The sequence below is a fragment of the Rhodoferax sp. U11-2br genome, assembly GCF_018619435.1.
Classification (GTDB): domain Bacteria; phylum Pseudomonadota; class Gammaproteobacteria; order Burkholderiales; family Burkholderiaceae_C; genus Rhodoferax.
Map to the genome: position 1 here is coordinate 240,291 of NZ_JAHFZF010000002.1, position 15,943 is coordinate 256,233.

The 15,943-nt window shown below is 62.7% G+C and carries 13 protein-coding genes; 5 read left to right on the plus strand and 8 right to left on the minus strand.

Annotated elements, in window-relative coordinates:
* The first annotated feature begins 28 nt into the window (after positions 1-28).
* Positions 29-907: a lipopolysaccharide assembly protein LapB gene (locus KKO72_RS02400; protein ID WP_214935094.1), complete on the plus strand. Its 879-nt coding sequence runs from the start codon at positions 29-31 to the stop codon at positions 905-907.
* 15 nt (positions 908-922) lie between these two features.
* On the opposite strand, the gene KKO72_RS02405 is transcribed toward KKO72_RS02400, so the two are convergent.
* The gene (locus KKO72_RS02405) at positions 923-1,195 is read right to left on the minus strand and encodes a hypothetical protein (RefSeq protein WP_078365033.1); all 273 of its coding nucleotides are present in this window, start codon (positions 1,193-1,195) and stop codon (positions 923-925) included.
* 132 nt (positions 1,196-1,327) lie between these two features.
* Positions 1,328-2,359, minus strand: a complete 1,032-nt coding sequence (locus KKO72_RS02410; RefSeq protein ID WP_251140399.1) for a LacI family DNA-binding transcriptional regulator — start codon at positions 2,357-2,359, stop codon at positions 1,328-1,330.
* Between the two features lie 180 nt (positions 2,360-2,539).
* On the opposite strand from KKO72_RS02410, the gene ptsP reads away from it, so the two are divergent.
* From ptsP to KKO72_RS02425, 3 genes are read left to right on the plus strand one after another with little or no spacing between them, the layout of a single operon-like run.
* Positions 2,540-5,023, plus strand: a complete 2,484-nt coding sequence (gene ptsP, locus KKO72_RS02415) for a phosphoenolpyruvate--protein phosphotransferase (RefSeq protein WP_214935096.1) — start codon at positions 2,540-2,542, stop codon at positions 5,021-5,023.
* Positions 5,020-6,000, plus strand: coding sequence for a 1-phosphofructokinase (pfkB, locus tag KKO72_RS02420; protein WP_251140400.1), 981 nt, complete (start codon positions 5,020-5,022; stop codon positions 5,998-6,000). The genes ptsP and pfkB overlap by 4 nt, the downstream gene beginning before the upstream one ends.
* Positions 6,001-6,043: 43 nt before the next feature.
* Positions 6,044-7,801: a PTS fructose-like transporter subunit IIB gene (locus tag KKO72_RS02425; protein WP_214935098.1), complete on the plus strand. Its 1,758-nt coding sequence runs from the start codon at positions 6,044-6,046 to the stop codon at positions 7,799-7,801.
* 83 nt (positions 7,802-7,884) lie between these two features.
* On the opposite strand, the gene KKO72_RS02430 is transcribed toward KKO72_RS02425, so the two are convergent.
* Positions 7,885-8,190 (minus strand): single-stranded DNA-binding protein, encoded by a 306-nt coding sequence (locus KKO72_RS02430; protein ID WP_214935100.1) that lies wholly within the window; start codon positions 8,188-8,190, stop codon positions 7,885-7,887.
* 115 nt (positions 8,191-8,305) lie between these two features.
* Here KKO72_RS02430 and KKO72_RS02435 point away from each other — a divergent pair, with 115 nt between their 5' ends.
* Positions 8,306-8,728, plus strand: a complete 423-nt coding sequence (locus tag KKO72_RS02435) for a hotdog fold thioesterase (protein ID WP_214935102.1) — start codon at positions 8,306-8,308, stop codon at positions 8,726-8,728.
* Between the two features lie 126 nt (positions 8,729-8,854).
* Here KKO72_RS02435 and katG read toward each other — a convergent pair whose 3' ends face one another.
* The 5 genes from katG to KKO72_RS02460 form a co-directional block, all read right to left on the minus strand.
* On the minus strand, positions 8,855-11,029 hold the full coding sequence (gene katG, locus KKO72_RS02440; RefSeq protein ID WP_371736801.1) for a catalase/peroxidase HPI: 2,175 nt from the start codon (positions 11,027-11,029) through the stop codon (positions 8,855-8,857).
* Between the two features lie 132 nt (positions 11,030-11,161).
* The gene (locus KKO72_RS02445) at positions 11,162-12,283 is read right to left on the minus strand and encodes a PQQ-dependent sugar dehydrogenase (RefSeq protein ID WP_214935105.1); all 1,122 of its coding nucleotides are present in this window, start codon (positions 12,281-12,283) and stop codon (positions 11,162-11,164) included.
* Positions 12,284-12,433: 150 nt separating this feature from the next.
* Positions 12,434-13,270, minus strand: coding sequence for a GGDEF domain-containing protein (locus KKO72_RS02450; RefSeq protein WP_214935107.1), 837 nt, complete (start codon positions 13,268-13,270; stop codon positions 12,434-12,436).
* Between the two features lie 117 nt (positions 13,271-13,387).
* Positions 13,388-14,239: a YihY/virulence factor BrkB family protein gene (locus tag KKO72_RS02455; RefSeq protein WP_256445058.1), complete on the minus strand. Its 852-nt coding sequence runs from the start codon at positions 14,237-14,239 to the stop codon at positions 13,388-13,390.
* Between the two features lie 207 nt (positions 14,240-14,446).
* Positions 14,447-15,703, minus strand: a complete 1,257-nt coding sequence (locus KKO72_RS02460) for a Zn-dependent hydrolase (protein ID WP_214935112.1) — start codon at positions 15,701-15,703, stop codon at positions 14,447-14,449.
* Positions 15,704-15,943 lie beyond the last annotated feature (240 nt).

The window sequence follows — 15,943 nt, forward strand, 5'->3', positions numbered from 1 at the left end:
TCAGAAAGGCAGCTTCATGCATCCGTTTATGTTCAGAGTGCTCGCCAAGTTGGTTCTGGTGGCCTCTCTTTGGGGCGCCGGGTTGGCCATGGCGCAGGCTGAGCCGTCGATGAGCCAGATTTACGCCACGGCGCAGGCCGGCAAACTCGATGCTGCCCAGCTGATGGTGCAGCAACTGCTGATTGCACATCCCCGCAGTGCCAAGGCCTTTTTTGTCCAGGCAGAGCTGTACGCGCGCCAAGGCAAACTGGACTTGGCGCGCGAGTCCTTGGCCACCGCAGACCAGTTGGCTCCCGGCTTACCGTTCGCCAAGTCAGAGTCTGTCCAGGCGCTTCGCACGCAGCTGGCAGCCAAGCACCAGGCCCCAACCACGCGAAGCTCTTTGGTGTCTGATGCCGGGCCTCAGGCGGCACAGCCTTCGGCCAGTGCCTGGGGGTTGCCGCTGCTGCTGGCCGCCGCTGTGATCCTTGGCGGCTACCTCATCTTCCAGCGCCGGGTGCCCCAGCCAGGGGGGCAAGCACCCGCAGCGGTGGAGCCAGGCGGGCTCAATGGTGCCCAGGCTTGGGGTCTGGGCGGCGGTGTCTCGCCAAGCTCGACCCCATATCCGCCATCGACTTACCCACAAAGTTACCCGCCTTCAGCCGGAACCGGTTTGGGTGGCCGCATCATGGGGGGTGTGGCGACTGGCTTGGCCGTTGGTGCGGGTGTGATGGCGGCCGAGGCCATAGGGCGCCAGGTGATGGGTGATCACAGTGCCACTGTGCCGCAGTCCCTTCAGCCTGACAACAGCCGATATGAACCCTTGGCAGAAAACGCCGACCTGGGCGGCAATAACTTCGGCATCAGTGACACAGCGTGGGACGATGACGCGGGCGGCGACGTCGGCGGTGGAGACTGGGACAGCTGAGCCCAGACGCTCAGTTCAGTGCCGCTGCGGTTGGCGGAGCTGCTCCATCAGTGCATCTGGCTGGCCACCTTGCGCGAGGTGGCTTTTGTACCAGACCGTCAGAATGCTGGTCACCACCGGCCCGGGGTCCTGGCAGACCTTGTCAAAGTCCAGGCCGTTGATGCCGCAGATCAGCTTGACCAGATCCATGTCCAGGTCAATGGCGTCGTCCGCGCAGCGGCGCAGCTTGAGATCGGCAAAAGAGTAACCCTCGGGTAATTTGAGGGTCAGCAGGGCGTCTGTTGGCATAGGCAGGCAAAAAATCAGCGGATCAAAACTGCTACACGGTTAATAGCTGCTTGAGCAATCTATAAAAGGGCTACAGCCCGAAAAGCATCATAACCCCAATGCGCAGTCAGGTCGCATGGCATGCGCTAGCTGTCAGACCCTGGCTTGGGTTGATCCGCGCACCATCAACTCGCCACGCAGCACCACCCGGCGCACCGCCCGCTCGGGCATCACCACCCGCTCCAGCAACAAACGCAGCGCGGTCTGGCCGATTTCATTGGTGGGTTGGCGGATCACGGTGATGTCCGGCGTCACCAGACTGGTCCAGGGCAGGTCGTCAAAACCCGCGATGGCGATGTCCTTGGGCACCGTTACCCCGGCCTCCTTGACCGCCTCAACAACACCTTGCAACACCAGCCCACTGCTGGCCATCAGTGCGTCGGGCAGGGGCCTGCGCCGCAGCATACGTTCGGCCACCTCGCGAGCGCGTTCGCTGCGCGGGATGATCGGCTCGGCCTCGGGGGTGATGCCCGCCACTGACATGGCGGCCAAGTAACCCTGGTAACGCTGCGGACCGGTGGAGCCGACCGAGCCATACAAGAACACAACACGGCGGTAACCTTGTGTGATCAGATGCTCGGTCAGGCGGTAAGCGGCGTCAAAGTTGTCCAACATCACCGCATCTGCTTCCACATCGCGCTCGCAGCGGTCCACCAGCACCATCGGAAACGGGTGATCCTGTGGCCGAAAATCCGTCAGCAGCGACAAGGTGGGCGAGAGAATGACACCGCTGACGTTTTCATCACGCATCATCTCCAGGTAAAAAGCTTCTTTTTCGGGGTCTTCGTCGGCATTACACAGCAACACCCGCATGCGGTGTTGGTAGGCCACATCTTCCACTGCGCGGCTGATTTCGGTGAAGAAGGGGTTGCGAATGTCCGACACGATCAGTCCCAGCGTGTCGGTGCGCCCGGAGCGCAGGCGCCTGGCGGCCAGATCGGGACGGTAACCCAGTGCCTTGACCGCCGCATTGACGCGTTTACGGGTCTCTTCGCTGACGCCGGGCAAACCTGAAATGACCCGGGAGACGGAGGCTGTGGACACCCCAGCCTGCTTTGCCACATCCACGATCTTGACCATCACGCCTCCGAACTTACCATGTAATCGATTCCATTTATTGTGCATCAGAACCAGTTCTGATGCGCCATTTCAAATCCTCAAGGCTCCAAATTTAGGGTAAACCCTAGTATTTTTCGCCCAAAAAGCGCACAGAAATCCGATGATTTGGTCGACAATGAATATGTAAACGATTACATCATTTAGCAAAAATCTCGAAGTACGCCATTGATCTGCAAGGAGACACGGATGGAAACCATGACAACCGCCTGCGTGAAACTGAACGCCCAGGCCAGCAACAAGACCGAAGCGGTGCGCCTTGCCGGGCAACTGCTGGTGGATGCGGGTTATATCGACCCCGGTTATGTCGACAGCATGCTCAAACGCGAAGAGGTCGCCAACACCTTTCTGGGCTCGGCCGTGGCAATTCCGCACGGCATGGTGGAAGACCGGCATCTGATCCACCACACCGGCGTGGCGGTGGTGCAGTTCCGTGATGGCGTGAGCTGGAAAGACGGCGACCGGGCGCAACTGGTGGTGGCGATTGCCGCCAAATCGGACGAACACATCGTGCTGCTGCGCCGCCTCACACGCCTGATGCAACGGCCACAAAGCATCGAGAGCCTGGTGGCCACCAACGACGCCCAACTGATTGTGGGCACCCTGGCTGATGAACCGGTTCAAACCGCCAGCCCTGTCGCTGCCGTGCAGGAATGGCCCAACGATGCGCAATCGGTCTGGACGCTGGACTATCCCAATGGCCTGCATGCTCGCCCGGCCACGCGCTGGGTCGACACCGCCAAACGTTTTGCCTGTGAACTGCGTGTCTACAAAGGCCAGGAATTTGCCGACGCCAAGGCGCTGACCGGTTTGTTGTCATTGGGCGCGTCACGTGGCGACAGCCTGCGTTTCGCCGCCCGTGGCCCGGACGCCCGGCGCGCGGTCGACGCCCTGTTGGACGTGGTGCACTCCCTGTCCAGCGAAGAAAAGGCCGATGCCGAACGTGCCCGCCGCAACGCGCTCGCTGCTCGGCGCAGCGCCCCCGACTGGCTGCCGGGTGGCAGTCCGCAGGCGATTTACGGTATTGGTGCCAGCCCCGGCTTGGCGATTGGCGCCCTGGTGCGGCACGTCAGCCACCAGTTTGATGTGCACGACATCCCGGGTGATGTGGTGGCCGAAGGTGAAGCGCTAGAGGCTGCGGTGCTGGCCATCAGCCAGGAACTCGAAACCCTGGAGGCCCAGACCCGCAGCCGCCTTGGCGCCACCGAGGCAGCCATTTTTGCAGCGCACCGCGAACTCATTGCCGATGCCGACCTGCTGCGCGACGCGCTGGCCAGCATCCTGCGCGGCCATGGTGCCGCCTGGGCTTGGCAAAACGCCTTACAGACCCGGGTCGAAAAACTCCAGGGTGTGGCTGACCCGTTGCTCGCCGCACGGGCGCTGGACCTGCGCGATGTGGGTGAGCGGGTGCTGGCACGTATGCTGGGCATCGAGCGCCAGCGCCTGGTGCTCACACAACCCAGCATTCTGGTGGCCGAAGACCTGACCCCGTCTGACACCTTGCAGCTCGACATGGCCTTTGTGGTGGGCCTGGCAATCAGCAGCGGTGGCCCGACCTCGCACACCGCGATCCTGGCGCGCACCCTGGGTCTGCCAGCGGTGGTGGCTGCCGGCAGCGCCTTGCTGGCGGCACCGGAAGGCCAGCTCGCGGTGATCGACGGCAGCGTTGGCGCGGTTTACCTGGACGTCTCACAAACCGACCAGGACGCCGCCGCCGCGGTGATCGAGCGCCAGCTGGCCGCACGCAACACCTTGCGTGAAAGCCGTTACCTGCCCGCCACCACCAGCGATGGCCACACCATCGAGATCGCCGCCAACGTGGCCAACGCCAAACAGGCCAGCGTCGCCATCGAAGCCGGTGCCGAAGGGGTGGGCTTGATGCGCACCGAGTTCCTGTTCCTGGAGCGCAACAGCGCACCGGACGAAGACGAGCAGTACCGTGTTTACCGTGAGATGACCGAAGCCATGGGCGGGCGCACCCTGATCATCCGTGCGCTGGACATCGGTGGTGACAAGAAAGTGGCTTACCTGAACCTGCCACAGGAAGAAAACCCGTTTCTGGGGGTGCGTGGCGCGCGTCTGTTGTTGATCCGCCAGGATCTGCTTTACACCCAGTTACGCGCGCTGTACCGCGCCGCTGCCCACGGCCCGATCCGGATCATGTTCCCGATGGTCACCCACACCAGCGAGATCGAAGCGCTGCGCGAGCACTGCGAACGTGCCCGCGCCCAGGTCAACGGCCCCGAACTCAAGATCGGCATCATGGTTGAGGTGCCTGCGGTGGCGGTGATGGCTGACAAGTTTGCCCCGCTGGTGGACTTCTTCTCGGTGGGCACCAATGACCTGACCCAGTACACCCTGGCGATTGATCGCCAGCATCCGGCGCTGGCCGCCCAGGCCGATAGCCTGCACCCCGCCGTGCTGGACCTGATCGCTCGCACCGTGGCCGCTGCCAAAAAACACGGCACCTGGGTCGGTGTCTGTGGCGGACTGGCCGGTGACCCGCTGGGTGCCCGCATCCTCACTGGGCTGGGCGTGGATGAGCTCTCGATGAGTGCCCAGGACATCGCTTCTGTCAAAGCCACCCTGCGTGGTGACTCGTTCAACGCCATGCAACAGCTGGCACAACGTGCGCTGGCCGCAGGCAGCGCCGATGAGGTGCGTGCCTTATGAACCCCTCCATGCACAACAGCCACCCGCGCGTAGTCGCGGTGGCGCTGAACCCGGCGCTGGATCACACCCTGGAAGTCGACCAGCTGCGGCTGGGCGAGGTCAACCGCGCTGTGCGCATGCAGGTCGACGTGGGTGGCAAGGGCATCAATGTCGCCTCTTGCCTGGCTGACTTTGGTGTGGCTACCGCCGTGACCGGCCAGATCGGCCGCGACAACGCGGCCCAGTTCGAGACCCTGTTCCATGCCAAAGGCATTGACAACCGTTTCTTCTACCTCGATGGCCTCACGCGGATCAACACCAAGCTGGTGGACAAACGCAGCGGGGACACCACCGACATCAACATGCCCGGGCCAACGCTGGAACCCGAGGCCATCCAGGCCTTGTTTGACCGCTTGCTGGCGCGTATTGACGGCATGGTCAGCCCTGGCAGCTGGGTGGTCGCCTCGGGCAGCTTGCCACCCCAGTGGCCGGCCGACACCTACCAGCGCCTGATCACCCATGTGCACAGCCTGGGCGCCCATGTGTTGCTGGATGCCAGTGGCGCGGCACTCAACGCCGGTGTGGGCGCGGCGCCCGACATCATCAAACCCAACCGCGCTGAACTCTCCGAGCTGATCGGGCAAACGCTGACCGACGCCGACTCAGTGGTGGCAGCTGCGCGTGAGCTGCTGGCCCGGCCCAACGCACCGGGCACCGTGGTGGTGTCCATGGGCGGCGACGGTGCGCTGTTTGTCAACCGCAAAGAGGCCCTGCTGGCGCACCCCATTCCAACCGAGCTGATCAGCACCGTGGGTGCTGGTGACGCGATGGTGGCAGGCATCGTTGCAGCACAGATTGCCGGGCTGGGCTTGTCTGACTGTGCCCGCCTGGCAACCGCGTTTGCGGCCGGCAAGCTGGCGCGGCTCGGGCCCCATCTGCCCGCACCGGACACCGTGCGGGCACTGGCCCAAATGGTCCATATCAGTTCGTTCAGCTGAACAGGCTGACTCCCTTTCCCTCACTGACCCAAGGAAACAAACCATGTCAAAAATAGTCGCAGTGACCGCTTGCCCGACCGGCATCGCTCACACCATCATGGCCGCCGAGGCCCTGCAACAGGCTGCTGACCGCACCGGCCACAGCTTGCGTGTGGAGACACAAGGCTCCGTCGGCACCCGCAACACCCTGAGTGCCGAGGACATTGCCGCCGCCGATGCGGTGATCATTGCGGCCGACACCCGCGTCGACACCGCACGTTTTGCGGGCAAATACATGCTCGAAGTCAGCACCGTCGCCGCCATCCGTGATGCCGAGGCCGTGATCCGCCATGCCCTGGGCCAGGTCAACCCAGGTGCACAAACTGCCGCCGCCGCTGCACCCGCACGCGACCCGAGCCTGCCGCAAATTGTGGCCATCACCTCCTGCCCGACCGGTATCGCCCACACCTTCATGGCCGCCGAAGGCCTGGAGACCGGCGCCAAGGCCAACAGCTACAGCATCAAGGTGGAAACACAGGGCTCGGTCGGTGCGCAAAACACACTCACCGCCGCCGACGTGGCCAACGCCGAGATCGTGCTGATTGCTGCCGACACCAATGTCGACATGAGCCGCTTTGCCGGCAAACGCATTTATGAGACCAGCACCAAGGCCGCCATCAAGGACGGCGCACAGGTCGTTCGCACCGCCATGGCAGAAGCCAAGGTCGCCAGCGCCGCCACTGGCCCGGCTTACGCCGACCAGGTCAAGGCCGCCAAGGCGCAGCAAAGCGCCAGCCGCACCGGTGCCTACAAGCATTTGATGACCGGCGTGTCTTACATGATCCCGTTTGTGGTGGCCGGTGGTTTGCTGATCGCCCTGGGCTTCGCGCTGGGCGGCATTTATGTCTACGAAGATGCCAACAAGGGCACGCTGGCCTGGACTCTGTTCACGATTGGTGCCAAGAGCGGTTTTGCATTGATGGTGCCCATTTTGGCGGGCTTCATCGCGCACTCGATTGCTGACCGACCCGGTCTGGCACCGGGCATGATCGGCGGCATGATCGCTGCCTCGATTGGTGCCGGTTTTATTGGTGGGATTGCAGCCGGTTTCCTGGCAGGTTACACCGTCAAGTTCCTCAACGACAAGATCCAGCTCGGCCGCAACCTGGATGGCCTGAAACCGGTGTTGATCCTGCCCCTGGTTGGCACGGCCATCGTTGGCCTGTTGATGTACTACGTCCTGGGTGGGCCGGTTGCCACCGCGCTGGCCGCCATCACCGGCTGGCTCAAAGGCCTGCAAGGCACCAACGCGATTTTCCTGGGCCTGTTGCTGGGTTCGATGATGGCTTTTGACATGGGTGGCCCGGTCAACAAAGCCGCCTACGCGTTTGCCACTGGCCTGATCGCCAGCGAAGTCTATGCACCGATGGCCGCTGTGATGGCCGCCGGCATGACACCGCCCCTGGCGCTGGCCTTGGCCACCGTGCTGTTCAAGAACCGTTTCACCGTCGACGAACGTGAAGCTGGCAAAGCCACCGCCGTGCTGGGTATCTCGTTCATCACCGAAGGTGCGATTCCCTTTGCCGCCAAGGACCCGCTGCGCGTGATCCCGGCGCTGATGATTGGCTCGGCTGTGGCCGGTGCCTTGTCGATGGTGATGGGTGCTGAACTGCGCGTGCCGCACGGTGGTGTGTTTGTGCTGCCGATTCCCAATGCGGTGACCCATCTGGGTGCCTACCTGATCGCCATCGTGGCTGGCACCGTGGTCAGTGCCCTGGCTTTGGCCGCCCTGAAGAAACCGGTGGCCGCTAACGCCGCTTAAGCACCGCATCCCAAAAACAAGCCCCGCCGCGCTGCAGACCAGCGCGGCGGGGCTTTTTCATGCTTGTGTGACAGGGCAGCGTCTCAGTCGTCAGTCTGGTAAGCGCTCAGCACACGCTGCGCCACCAGGTCCAGCGCGGGTTTGACGTTGCCTTGTTTGTCGGTCCAGGCCTTGGGCGTCAGGCTGCCCGACAAGGCCACTGAGTCACCATCACGCAGCAGCAGCAAGTCGCTGCAACACATCGCCTCAAAAGCAATCACGTTGACGATCAGGTGCTCACCATCCCCGGCCTGCGCGCGCACTTTGGCCACCACATAACGACTCTCCCCCTTGCCCAGACGCTGCTCCGGGTCTCCCAACAACTTGCCTGCAATCAATCCGTCAATCATCTGTAGCCACCTCAGCGCGTTCAAAAATGGGATGGATGGTAGCCGTTGCCACGACCTGACCACGCCTGACATGACATATAGTGCCGCTGCCTTTCATTCTCTGACTCACCCCCACATGCGCCTCTGGCAACAACCCATCTCCGTCGCAGCCATCACCGCCCTGAGCGGCAACACCGCAGTCAGCCACCTGGGCATTGAATTTTTGGAGGTGGGTGAGGACTTCATCAGCGCCCGCGTGCCGGTGGATGCCCGCACACGCCAGCCCTTTGGCCTGTTGCACGGTGGGGTCAGTGTGGTGCTGGCCGAAACCCTGGGCTCGGTGGCGGCCAACTACGCCTGCCCGGTCGGCCACCAGGCGGTGGGGCTGGACATCAACGCGAACCACCTGCGCGGTGTCACCAGCGGCTGGGTCACCGGCACAGCACGCCCGGTACACATTGGCCGCACGACCCAGGTCTGGCAGATTGAGTTGCGCAACGATGCGGGTGAACTGAGCTGTGTCTCCCGCCTGACCATGGCGGTGCTGGCCCCCAAATAGCTTTACAAGGCTTTTGGGCCTCTAGTCCTTATAAATCAAGAGCCAATAGCTATAAATTACATATTAACCAGCAGCCAGAAGCGATAACAACAGCGCAAGCCATCCGGGCAACTTGCGCTGTTTCTTTCAGAGCAGATCGAAACGGTCGGCGTTCATGACCTTGGTCCAGGCGGCGACGAAGTCCTGCACAAACTTGGCTTGGTTGTCATCCTGCGCGTAGACCTCGGCATAAGCACGCAGGATCGCGTTGGAGCCAAACACCAGGTCCACCCGCGTCGCGGTCCACCTCACCTGGCCGGTCTTGCGGTCCACGATCTCGTAAGAGTTGCGGCCAGTTGGCTTCCAGCTGTAGGCCATGTCGGTCAGGTTGACGAAGAAATCATTCGTCAACACACCTTCGCGGCCGGTGAACACACCATGTTTGTTGCCGCCATGGTTGGTGCCCAGCACGCGCAGGCCGCCCACCAGCGCCGTCATCTCATACGCGGTCAAGCCCATCAACTGGCTGCGGTCCAACAGCAGTTCTTCCGGCTTGACCGTGAAGTTCTGTTTGAGCCAATTGCGAAAACCGTCGTGTACCGGCTCCAGCGGCTCGAATGACTCCACATCGGTCTGCGCATGGGTGGCGTCACCCCGACCCGGCGCAAACGGCACCGTCACCTCAAAGCCCGCCGCCTTGGCCGCCTGCTCGACTCCGGTGTTGCCAGCCAGCACAATCACATCGGCCACACTGGCGCCGGTTTCAGTCGCAATGCCTTCCAGCACCGCCAGCACCCGTGCCAGGCGCGCTGGCTCGTTGCCTTGCCAGTCCTTCTGCGGCGCCAGGCGGATGCGGGCACCGTTGGCGCCACCGCGTTTGTCCGAACCCCGGAAGGTGCGGGCGCTGTCCCAGGCGGTGGCCACCCGCTCGCTGATCGACAGGCCGCTGGCGTTGATCTTCGCTTTGACCGCCGCCACGTCGTAGTCAGTGCTGCCTGCGGGCACCGGGTCTTGCCAGATCAGGTCTTCAGCGGGCACATCGGGGCCGATGTAACGGGCCTTGGGGCCCATGTCGCGGTGGGTCAGCTTGAACCAGGCGCGGGCGAACACGTCTGAGAAATAGGCCTGATCCTGGGCGAAGCGCTCTGAAATCACGCGGTAGGCCGGGTCCATCTTGAGCGCCATGTCGGCATCGGTCATGATCGGGTTGAGGCGAATGCTGGGGTCTTCCACATCCACCGGCCGGTCTTCTTCACGGATGCTGACTGGCTCCCACTGCCAGGCCCCGGCCGGGCTCTTTTTGAGTTCCCAGTCGTGCTTGAGCAGCATCTGGAAGTAGCCGTTGTCCCATTGGGTTGGGTGGGTCGTCCAGGCACCTTCGATGCCGCTGGTGACGGTGTCGCGACCGATGCCACGGCTGGTGTGGTTGACCCAGCCCAGGCCTTGTTCATCCACATCCGCACCTTCGGGTGCCGGGCCCAGGTTGGCTGCGCTGCCATTGCCGTGCGCCTTGCCTACGGTGTGGCCACCGGCGGTCAGGGCCACGGTTTCCTCGTCGTTCATGGCCATGCGCAAAAAGGTGACACGCATGTCGTTCGCGGTTTTGAGCGGGTCGGGGTTGCCATCGACGCCTTCAGGGTTCACGTAGATCAGGCCCATCATCACTGCGGCGAGCGGGTTTTCCAGATCACGCTCACCCGAGTAGCGGCTGCCCGTGCTGCCGCTGGGTGCCAGCCATTCTTTCTCGGCGCCCCAGTAGGTGTCTTGCTCTGGGTGCCAGATGTCTTCGCGACCAAAGGCAAAACCAAAGGTTTTTAAACCCATCGATTCATACGCCACGGTGCCCGCCAGCAGGATCAGGTCAGCCCAACTGAGTTTGTTGCCGTATTTCTTTTTGATGGGCCACAGCAAGCGGCGCGCCTTGTCCAGGTTGCCGTTGTCGGGCCAGGAGTTCAGTGGCGCAAAACGCTGGTTGCCGTGGCCACCACCGCCCCGGCCGTCCGCCGTCCGGTAGGAGCCGGCCGAGTGCCAGGCCATACGAATCATCAGGCCGCCGTAGTGTCCCCAGTCGGCTGGCCACCAGTCCTGACTGTCGGTCATGAAGGCGCGCAGGTCGGCTTTGAGGGCGGCCACGTCAAGTTTTTTGACCTCTTCGCGGTAGTTGAAGGCCTGGCCCATCGGGTTGGTCTTGCTGTCGTGCTGGTGCAGGATGTCCAGGTTGAGTGCATTGGGCCACCAGGCCATGGTGGACTGGCCGGTGGTCGTGTTGCCGCCGTGCATCACAGGGCATTGGCCGACAGGGGTGGGAGGGGTTGTGCTCATGGTCATCTCCTTGGGTACGTGGTCAATCGGGTTCGTCGCTGTCGGGGATCAGTGTAGAAAGATCCCGCCTTCAGCGGGATCGTTTTTCCAAATCATCGCGATAGCGCAAACCCGCCCGCTGCGGGCCAGGCTTCAGCGCGGCCTGAGCCGCAACAACATGCCCTGGGGGCTGTCGGTCAACAGATAAATCAGTCCATCCGGGCCCTGGCGTACCGCGCGGATGCGTTCATTGAGTTGTTGCAGCAGCTTCTCTTCACGCAGCACCTGGCCGCCCTGCAGTTCCAGCCGGGCCAGGTAGCGGAATTTCAACGAGCCCACCAGCAAGCTGCCTTGCCAGACCGGGCCGTACTGTGCGCTGGTGACAAAGGCCAAGCCAGAGGGCGCCATCGACGGCGTCCACTGGTGCAGTGGCTGCACCATGCCAGCCTTGGCCTGGATGCCCTGGCCAATCGGGCCACCCCCGTATTGCTCGCCGTAGGTGATGACCGGCCAACCGTAGTTCTGGCCCGGCAACAGGCGGTTGAGTTCATCACCGCCTTGCGGGCCGTGTTCTGTGGTCCACAGGGCGCCGTCCGGTCCCCAGGCCGCGCCTTGCATGTTGCGGTGGCCCCAGCTCCAGATCTCTGGCATCACCCCGGCACGCCCCACCAGCGGATTGTCGGCGGGGACGCTGCCATCTTTGTTCAGTCGCACCACCTTGCCCAGGTGGTTGTCCAGGGTCTGGGCGTCCTGCATGTGGTGGAAACGGTCACCGAGCGTGAGGAACAGCTTGCCGTCCGGGCTTTCCACAATCCGGCAACCAAAATGGGCGCTGCCAGAGAGCTTGGGCTGTTGGCTGAAGAGCACCTGGACCTTGTCCAGGCGGCGCTCATCCTCCGACAGTCTGGCCGAGGCCAGCGCGGTGGAGTTGAGTCTGCCGGTGGCGTCGGGCTCGGTGTAGCAGAAATAGAGCATGCGGTTGCTGGTGAACTGGCTGTCGGCCAGCACATCCAGCAGCCCACCTTGGCCTGCCGCCTGGATCGGTGGCAGCCCGGTGATGGCGGGGCCAACCTGGCCCTGCAGCGTGACCACCCGCAGGCGCCCGGGCCGCTCGCTGACCAGCAGGCGCTGGGTGTCGATGAAGCTCAGCCCCCAAGGGTGTTCCAGGCCTTTGACCAGGATGTCTGGTTGTGGCTGCTGTGCCCCGGCTACCTGGGCGTTGGCACCCAGTGCGCCAAGGGCACTGCTCAGAATCCACACCAGATACTGTTTCATCGTCACCCATTCGTGTGCTGTTGCAAGTATCCTGGTCGCCAACTCTGCCTGCGCAAAAGCGGCGCCGCCTAGATCGCATCACATGCTAACCAAGCGCGGCCAGGCATGCCAAACGCCATATCCCCAAGCCGTGTTGGGGCATGGATAGCCTTAACCCGCGAAAGCGTAGCTAGATTTGCTGCGTTTGGCCTTGAACATGGCGTGGTCGGCGCTCTTGAGCAGGGCCTGGGCCGATTCGCCGTGTTTGGGGTAGATCGCAATGCCGATGCTGGCCTGAACCACGAGGACTCCCTGCGCCAGCTGGCAAGGGATTTGAATGGCCTGGATGATTTTTTGCGCCACCCGCAGCACGTCGCGCAAGTCGGCAAACTCGGCCAGCAGGTAAACAAACTCGTCACCCCCCAGGCGGCTGACGGTGTCGGCTTGGCGTGTGGTCTCCTTGAGGCGGTCCGCGATGGTCTGCAACACCACATCACCCACATCGTGCCCATACACATCGTTGATCTGTTTGAACTCATTGAGGTCCAAAAACATCACTGCCAGCGCCCGGTCATACCGTTTGGCCTGCGCCAGCCCCAGCGTCAGCCGGTTCTCGAACAAGGAGCGGTTGGGCAGGCCGGTGAGCGGGTCGTGCAGAGAGGCGTGGCGTGCGGCGGCTTCGTCCAGAATCACGGCGGCCAGCTGTTCCTCCAGGTCGTAGCGTGACTGCCATTCGGTCTCCAGCGCCTCGTTCATCAGAGCCAGCTTGTCGGTTGCGTCTTGCACCTTGCTCTCCAGGATCTCGCTGTGCTGGATGGCGGTGTCAATGCTGGACTGGCGGTTGGGGGCACTATGCTCCTGCTTGAGCACCAGATTCACCGAAGACAGCCCCTCGGCGAACTCCTCCATCAGCGTTTTCACATCCTCGGCATGGCCCATCAACTGGGTGAGCGATTCAAGCTGCTTGGCGGCAGCTGGACGTGGTTTCTGCGGTCGGCGGGAAGACATGGGTGTTGCAGCAGTTTGCTGTCTGGTAAAACGACCAAATCGCGCATGGTACCCAGCACCCGCCCGCTTGTTTGTGCGCTGTCACACGCAGCTGGCATCGAGCCAAACGTCGTGACCTCAAGGGCTGGACGGCTGTGTGGTGACCGCCCGGCGCGAGCCATAGGCATTGGCATACACCCAGGTGAATTCGGCGCCGATCAGGAAAATCTGCGCCGAGTAATAGACCCAGAGCAACACCACCACCAGCGAACCCGCCGCTCCAAATCCCGAGATCACTCCGCTGCGCCCGATGTACAGACCAATCAGGAATTTGCCAAAGGTGAACAAGGTGGCGGTGAACACCGCACCGGTCCAGACGTCCCGCCACTGAACCTGCGCCCGCGGCATCACCTTGTAGATCAGCGCAAACATGGCGGCTACCAGCAAAAAACTGCCCAAAGCATTGACCACCGCCGCCAGCGCCAGCCAGCCGCCAAACACTGGTTGCAGCCAGTTGCCCATGACACCCAGCACCGCACTGGCCACCAGGGACACCATCAGCAAGAAACCAATGGCCAGAATCATGCCAAAAGACAACAAGCGTGCCTGCACCAGGGCCAGCCAGCCCCGGCTGGGCTGCGGCGCCGCCACACGCCAGATGCGGTCCAGCGCATCCTGCAATTCACCAAACACCGAGGTGGCGCCAACAAACAACATCAAGAGCCCCAGCGCGGTGGCAAGCGTTCCTTCCAGCGGTTTGTCAACACTGGCCAGCAAATCCTGCACGGCTTTGGCACCCGCATCGCCCATCAAGCTGCTGAGCTGGTGCGCAATTTCGCCACGCGCCGCGTCTTCACCAAACACCAGGCCTGCCACCGAGATCACGATCAGCAACAAAGGAGCCAGAGAAAACAGGGTATAGTAGGCCAGCGCCGCACCCATGCTGAGGGCATAGTCGGCCAGCCAGGACTGCGCGGTCTGTGTCAGCAAGTGCCAGAAGGCTCGGATATCCCAGGGCACCTCAAGCCATCCGGTGGTTCAAGCCGGACACCGAGGCGCGGCAGGTTGGCAAACATGGCATGGGTTTCCCCGGACAACAAAGAGGGCTCCGAGTATTCACCACGGGTAACGCGTCGGCTGTTCGCCAGCGCACATGACAGACAGATCACGAGATGGTTGACCTGTCTCCAACGGTACCTATACCACCCCGGCGCGTTCCAGCATCGCGTGTAACAGCACGTTGCAGCCTGCGCTGATGTGCTCAGGTGTTGCGGACTCGATCTCGTTGTGGCTGATGCCGTCCTTGCACGGGATGAAGATCATGCCGGTGGGTGCGAGTTGCGACATGTAGACCGCGTCATGCCCGGCGCCGGACACCACCGGCATGTTCGAATAACCCAGCTTGGTCGCTGCCTTGGCCACCGCGCCTTTGCAGTCCTCGTGGAAGGCCTGCGCCGGGTAGCTGGAGACCAGTTCAATCTTCACGTCCAGCCCGGTCTTGGTGCTGATGCTGGCGGCGAAGGCTTTCACCTCATCGGCCATTTGGTCCACCAGCGCGTCTGTGCTGTTGCGCAGGTCGATGGAGAATTTGACGCGCCCCGGGATCACATTGCGGCTGTTCGGAAACACCTGCACCATGCCCACCGTGCCACGGCCATGCGGCTGGTGGCGCATCGCAGTCGCCACCACCTCTTGCATGATCTGCGCGGCAACCTGCATCGCGTCCTTGCGCAACGCCATCGGCGTCGGGCCCGCATGCGCTTCCATGCCGGTCACGGTGCAGTCAAACCAGCGGATGCCCAGCACACCCTGCACCACCCCAATCGTCACATCGTTGTCTTCGAGCACCGGGCCTTGTTCGATGTGGGTCTCGAAAAACGCGCCAATCGGGTGGTCACCGGGCTCCTGCTCACCGATGTAGCCAATGCGAGCCAGTTCTTCACCGACCGTTTTGCCGTCAATGTCCTTGGCTGCGTAGGCGTGTTCCAGCGTGAAGGTTTTGGAGAACACCCCCGAGCCCATCATCACCGGCACAAAACGCGAGCCTTCCTCGTTGGTCCAGAAGCTGACCTCCATCGGCGCCTCGGTCTCGATCCCTTGGTCGTTGAGTGTGCGCATCACCTCCAACCCGGCCAACACACCGTAGTTGCCATCGAACTTCCCGCCCGTGGGCTGGGTGTCGATGTGGCTGCCGGTGACGATGGGTGGCAGCGCGTTGTTGCGGCCCGGGCGGCGCATGAAGCCGTTGCCGATTTTGTCGATGGTGACGGTCAAACCGGCTTCTCTGGCCCATTTTGTGACCAGGTCACGGCCTTGTTTGTCGAGGTCAGTGAGGGTGAGTCGGCAGACGCCGCCTTTTGGGGTTTCGCCGATTTTGGCGAGTTCCATCAAAGAGTCCCAGAGGCGCTGGCCGTTGATGCGCAGTGTGGAGATGTCGGTGGTGGTTGTGGTCATTTGGTGTTCCTCACGGGTGAAGGGGTGGTTGATTCAGTTGGAGCTGACGGCGCTGTTGGCCGGGTCTCGCCCCGGCGGGCGAGCTACTTTCTTTTGCTTCGCCAAATGAAAGTAGCCAAAGAAAAGGCGAGCCGACGTCCGGGCCGCTGCGCGGTGCCTTGCGCTGCTCGTGTCAGGCGGGGTCTGGCTCGAACTCGCTTCCCTCAGACAATCGCCAGCCCTTTTCCCGCCCGCCCCTGC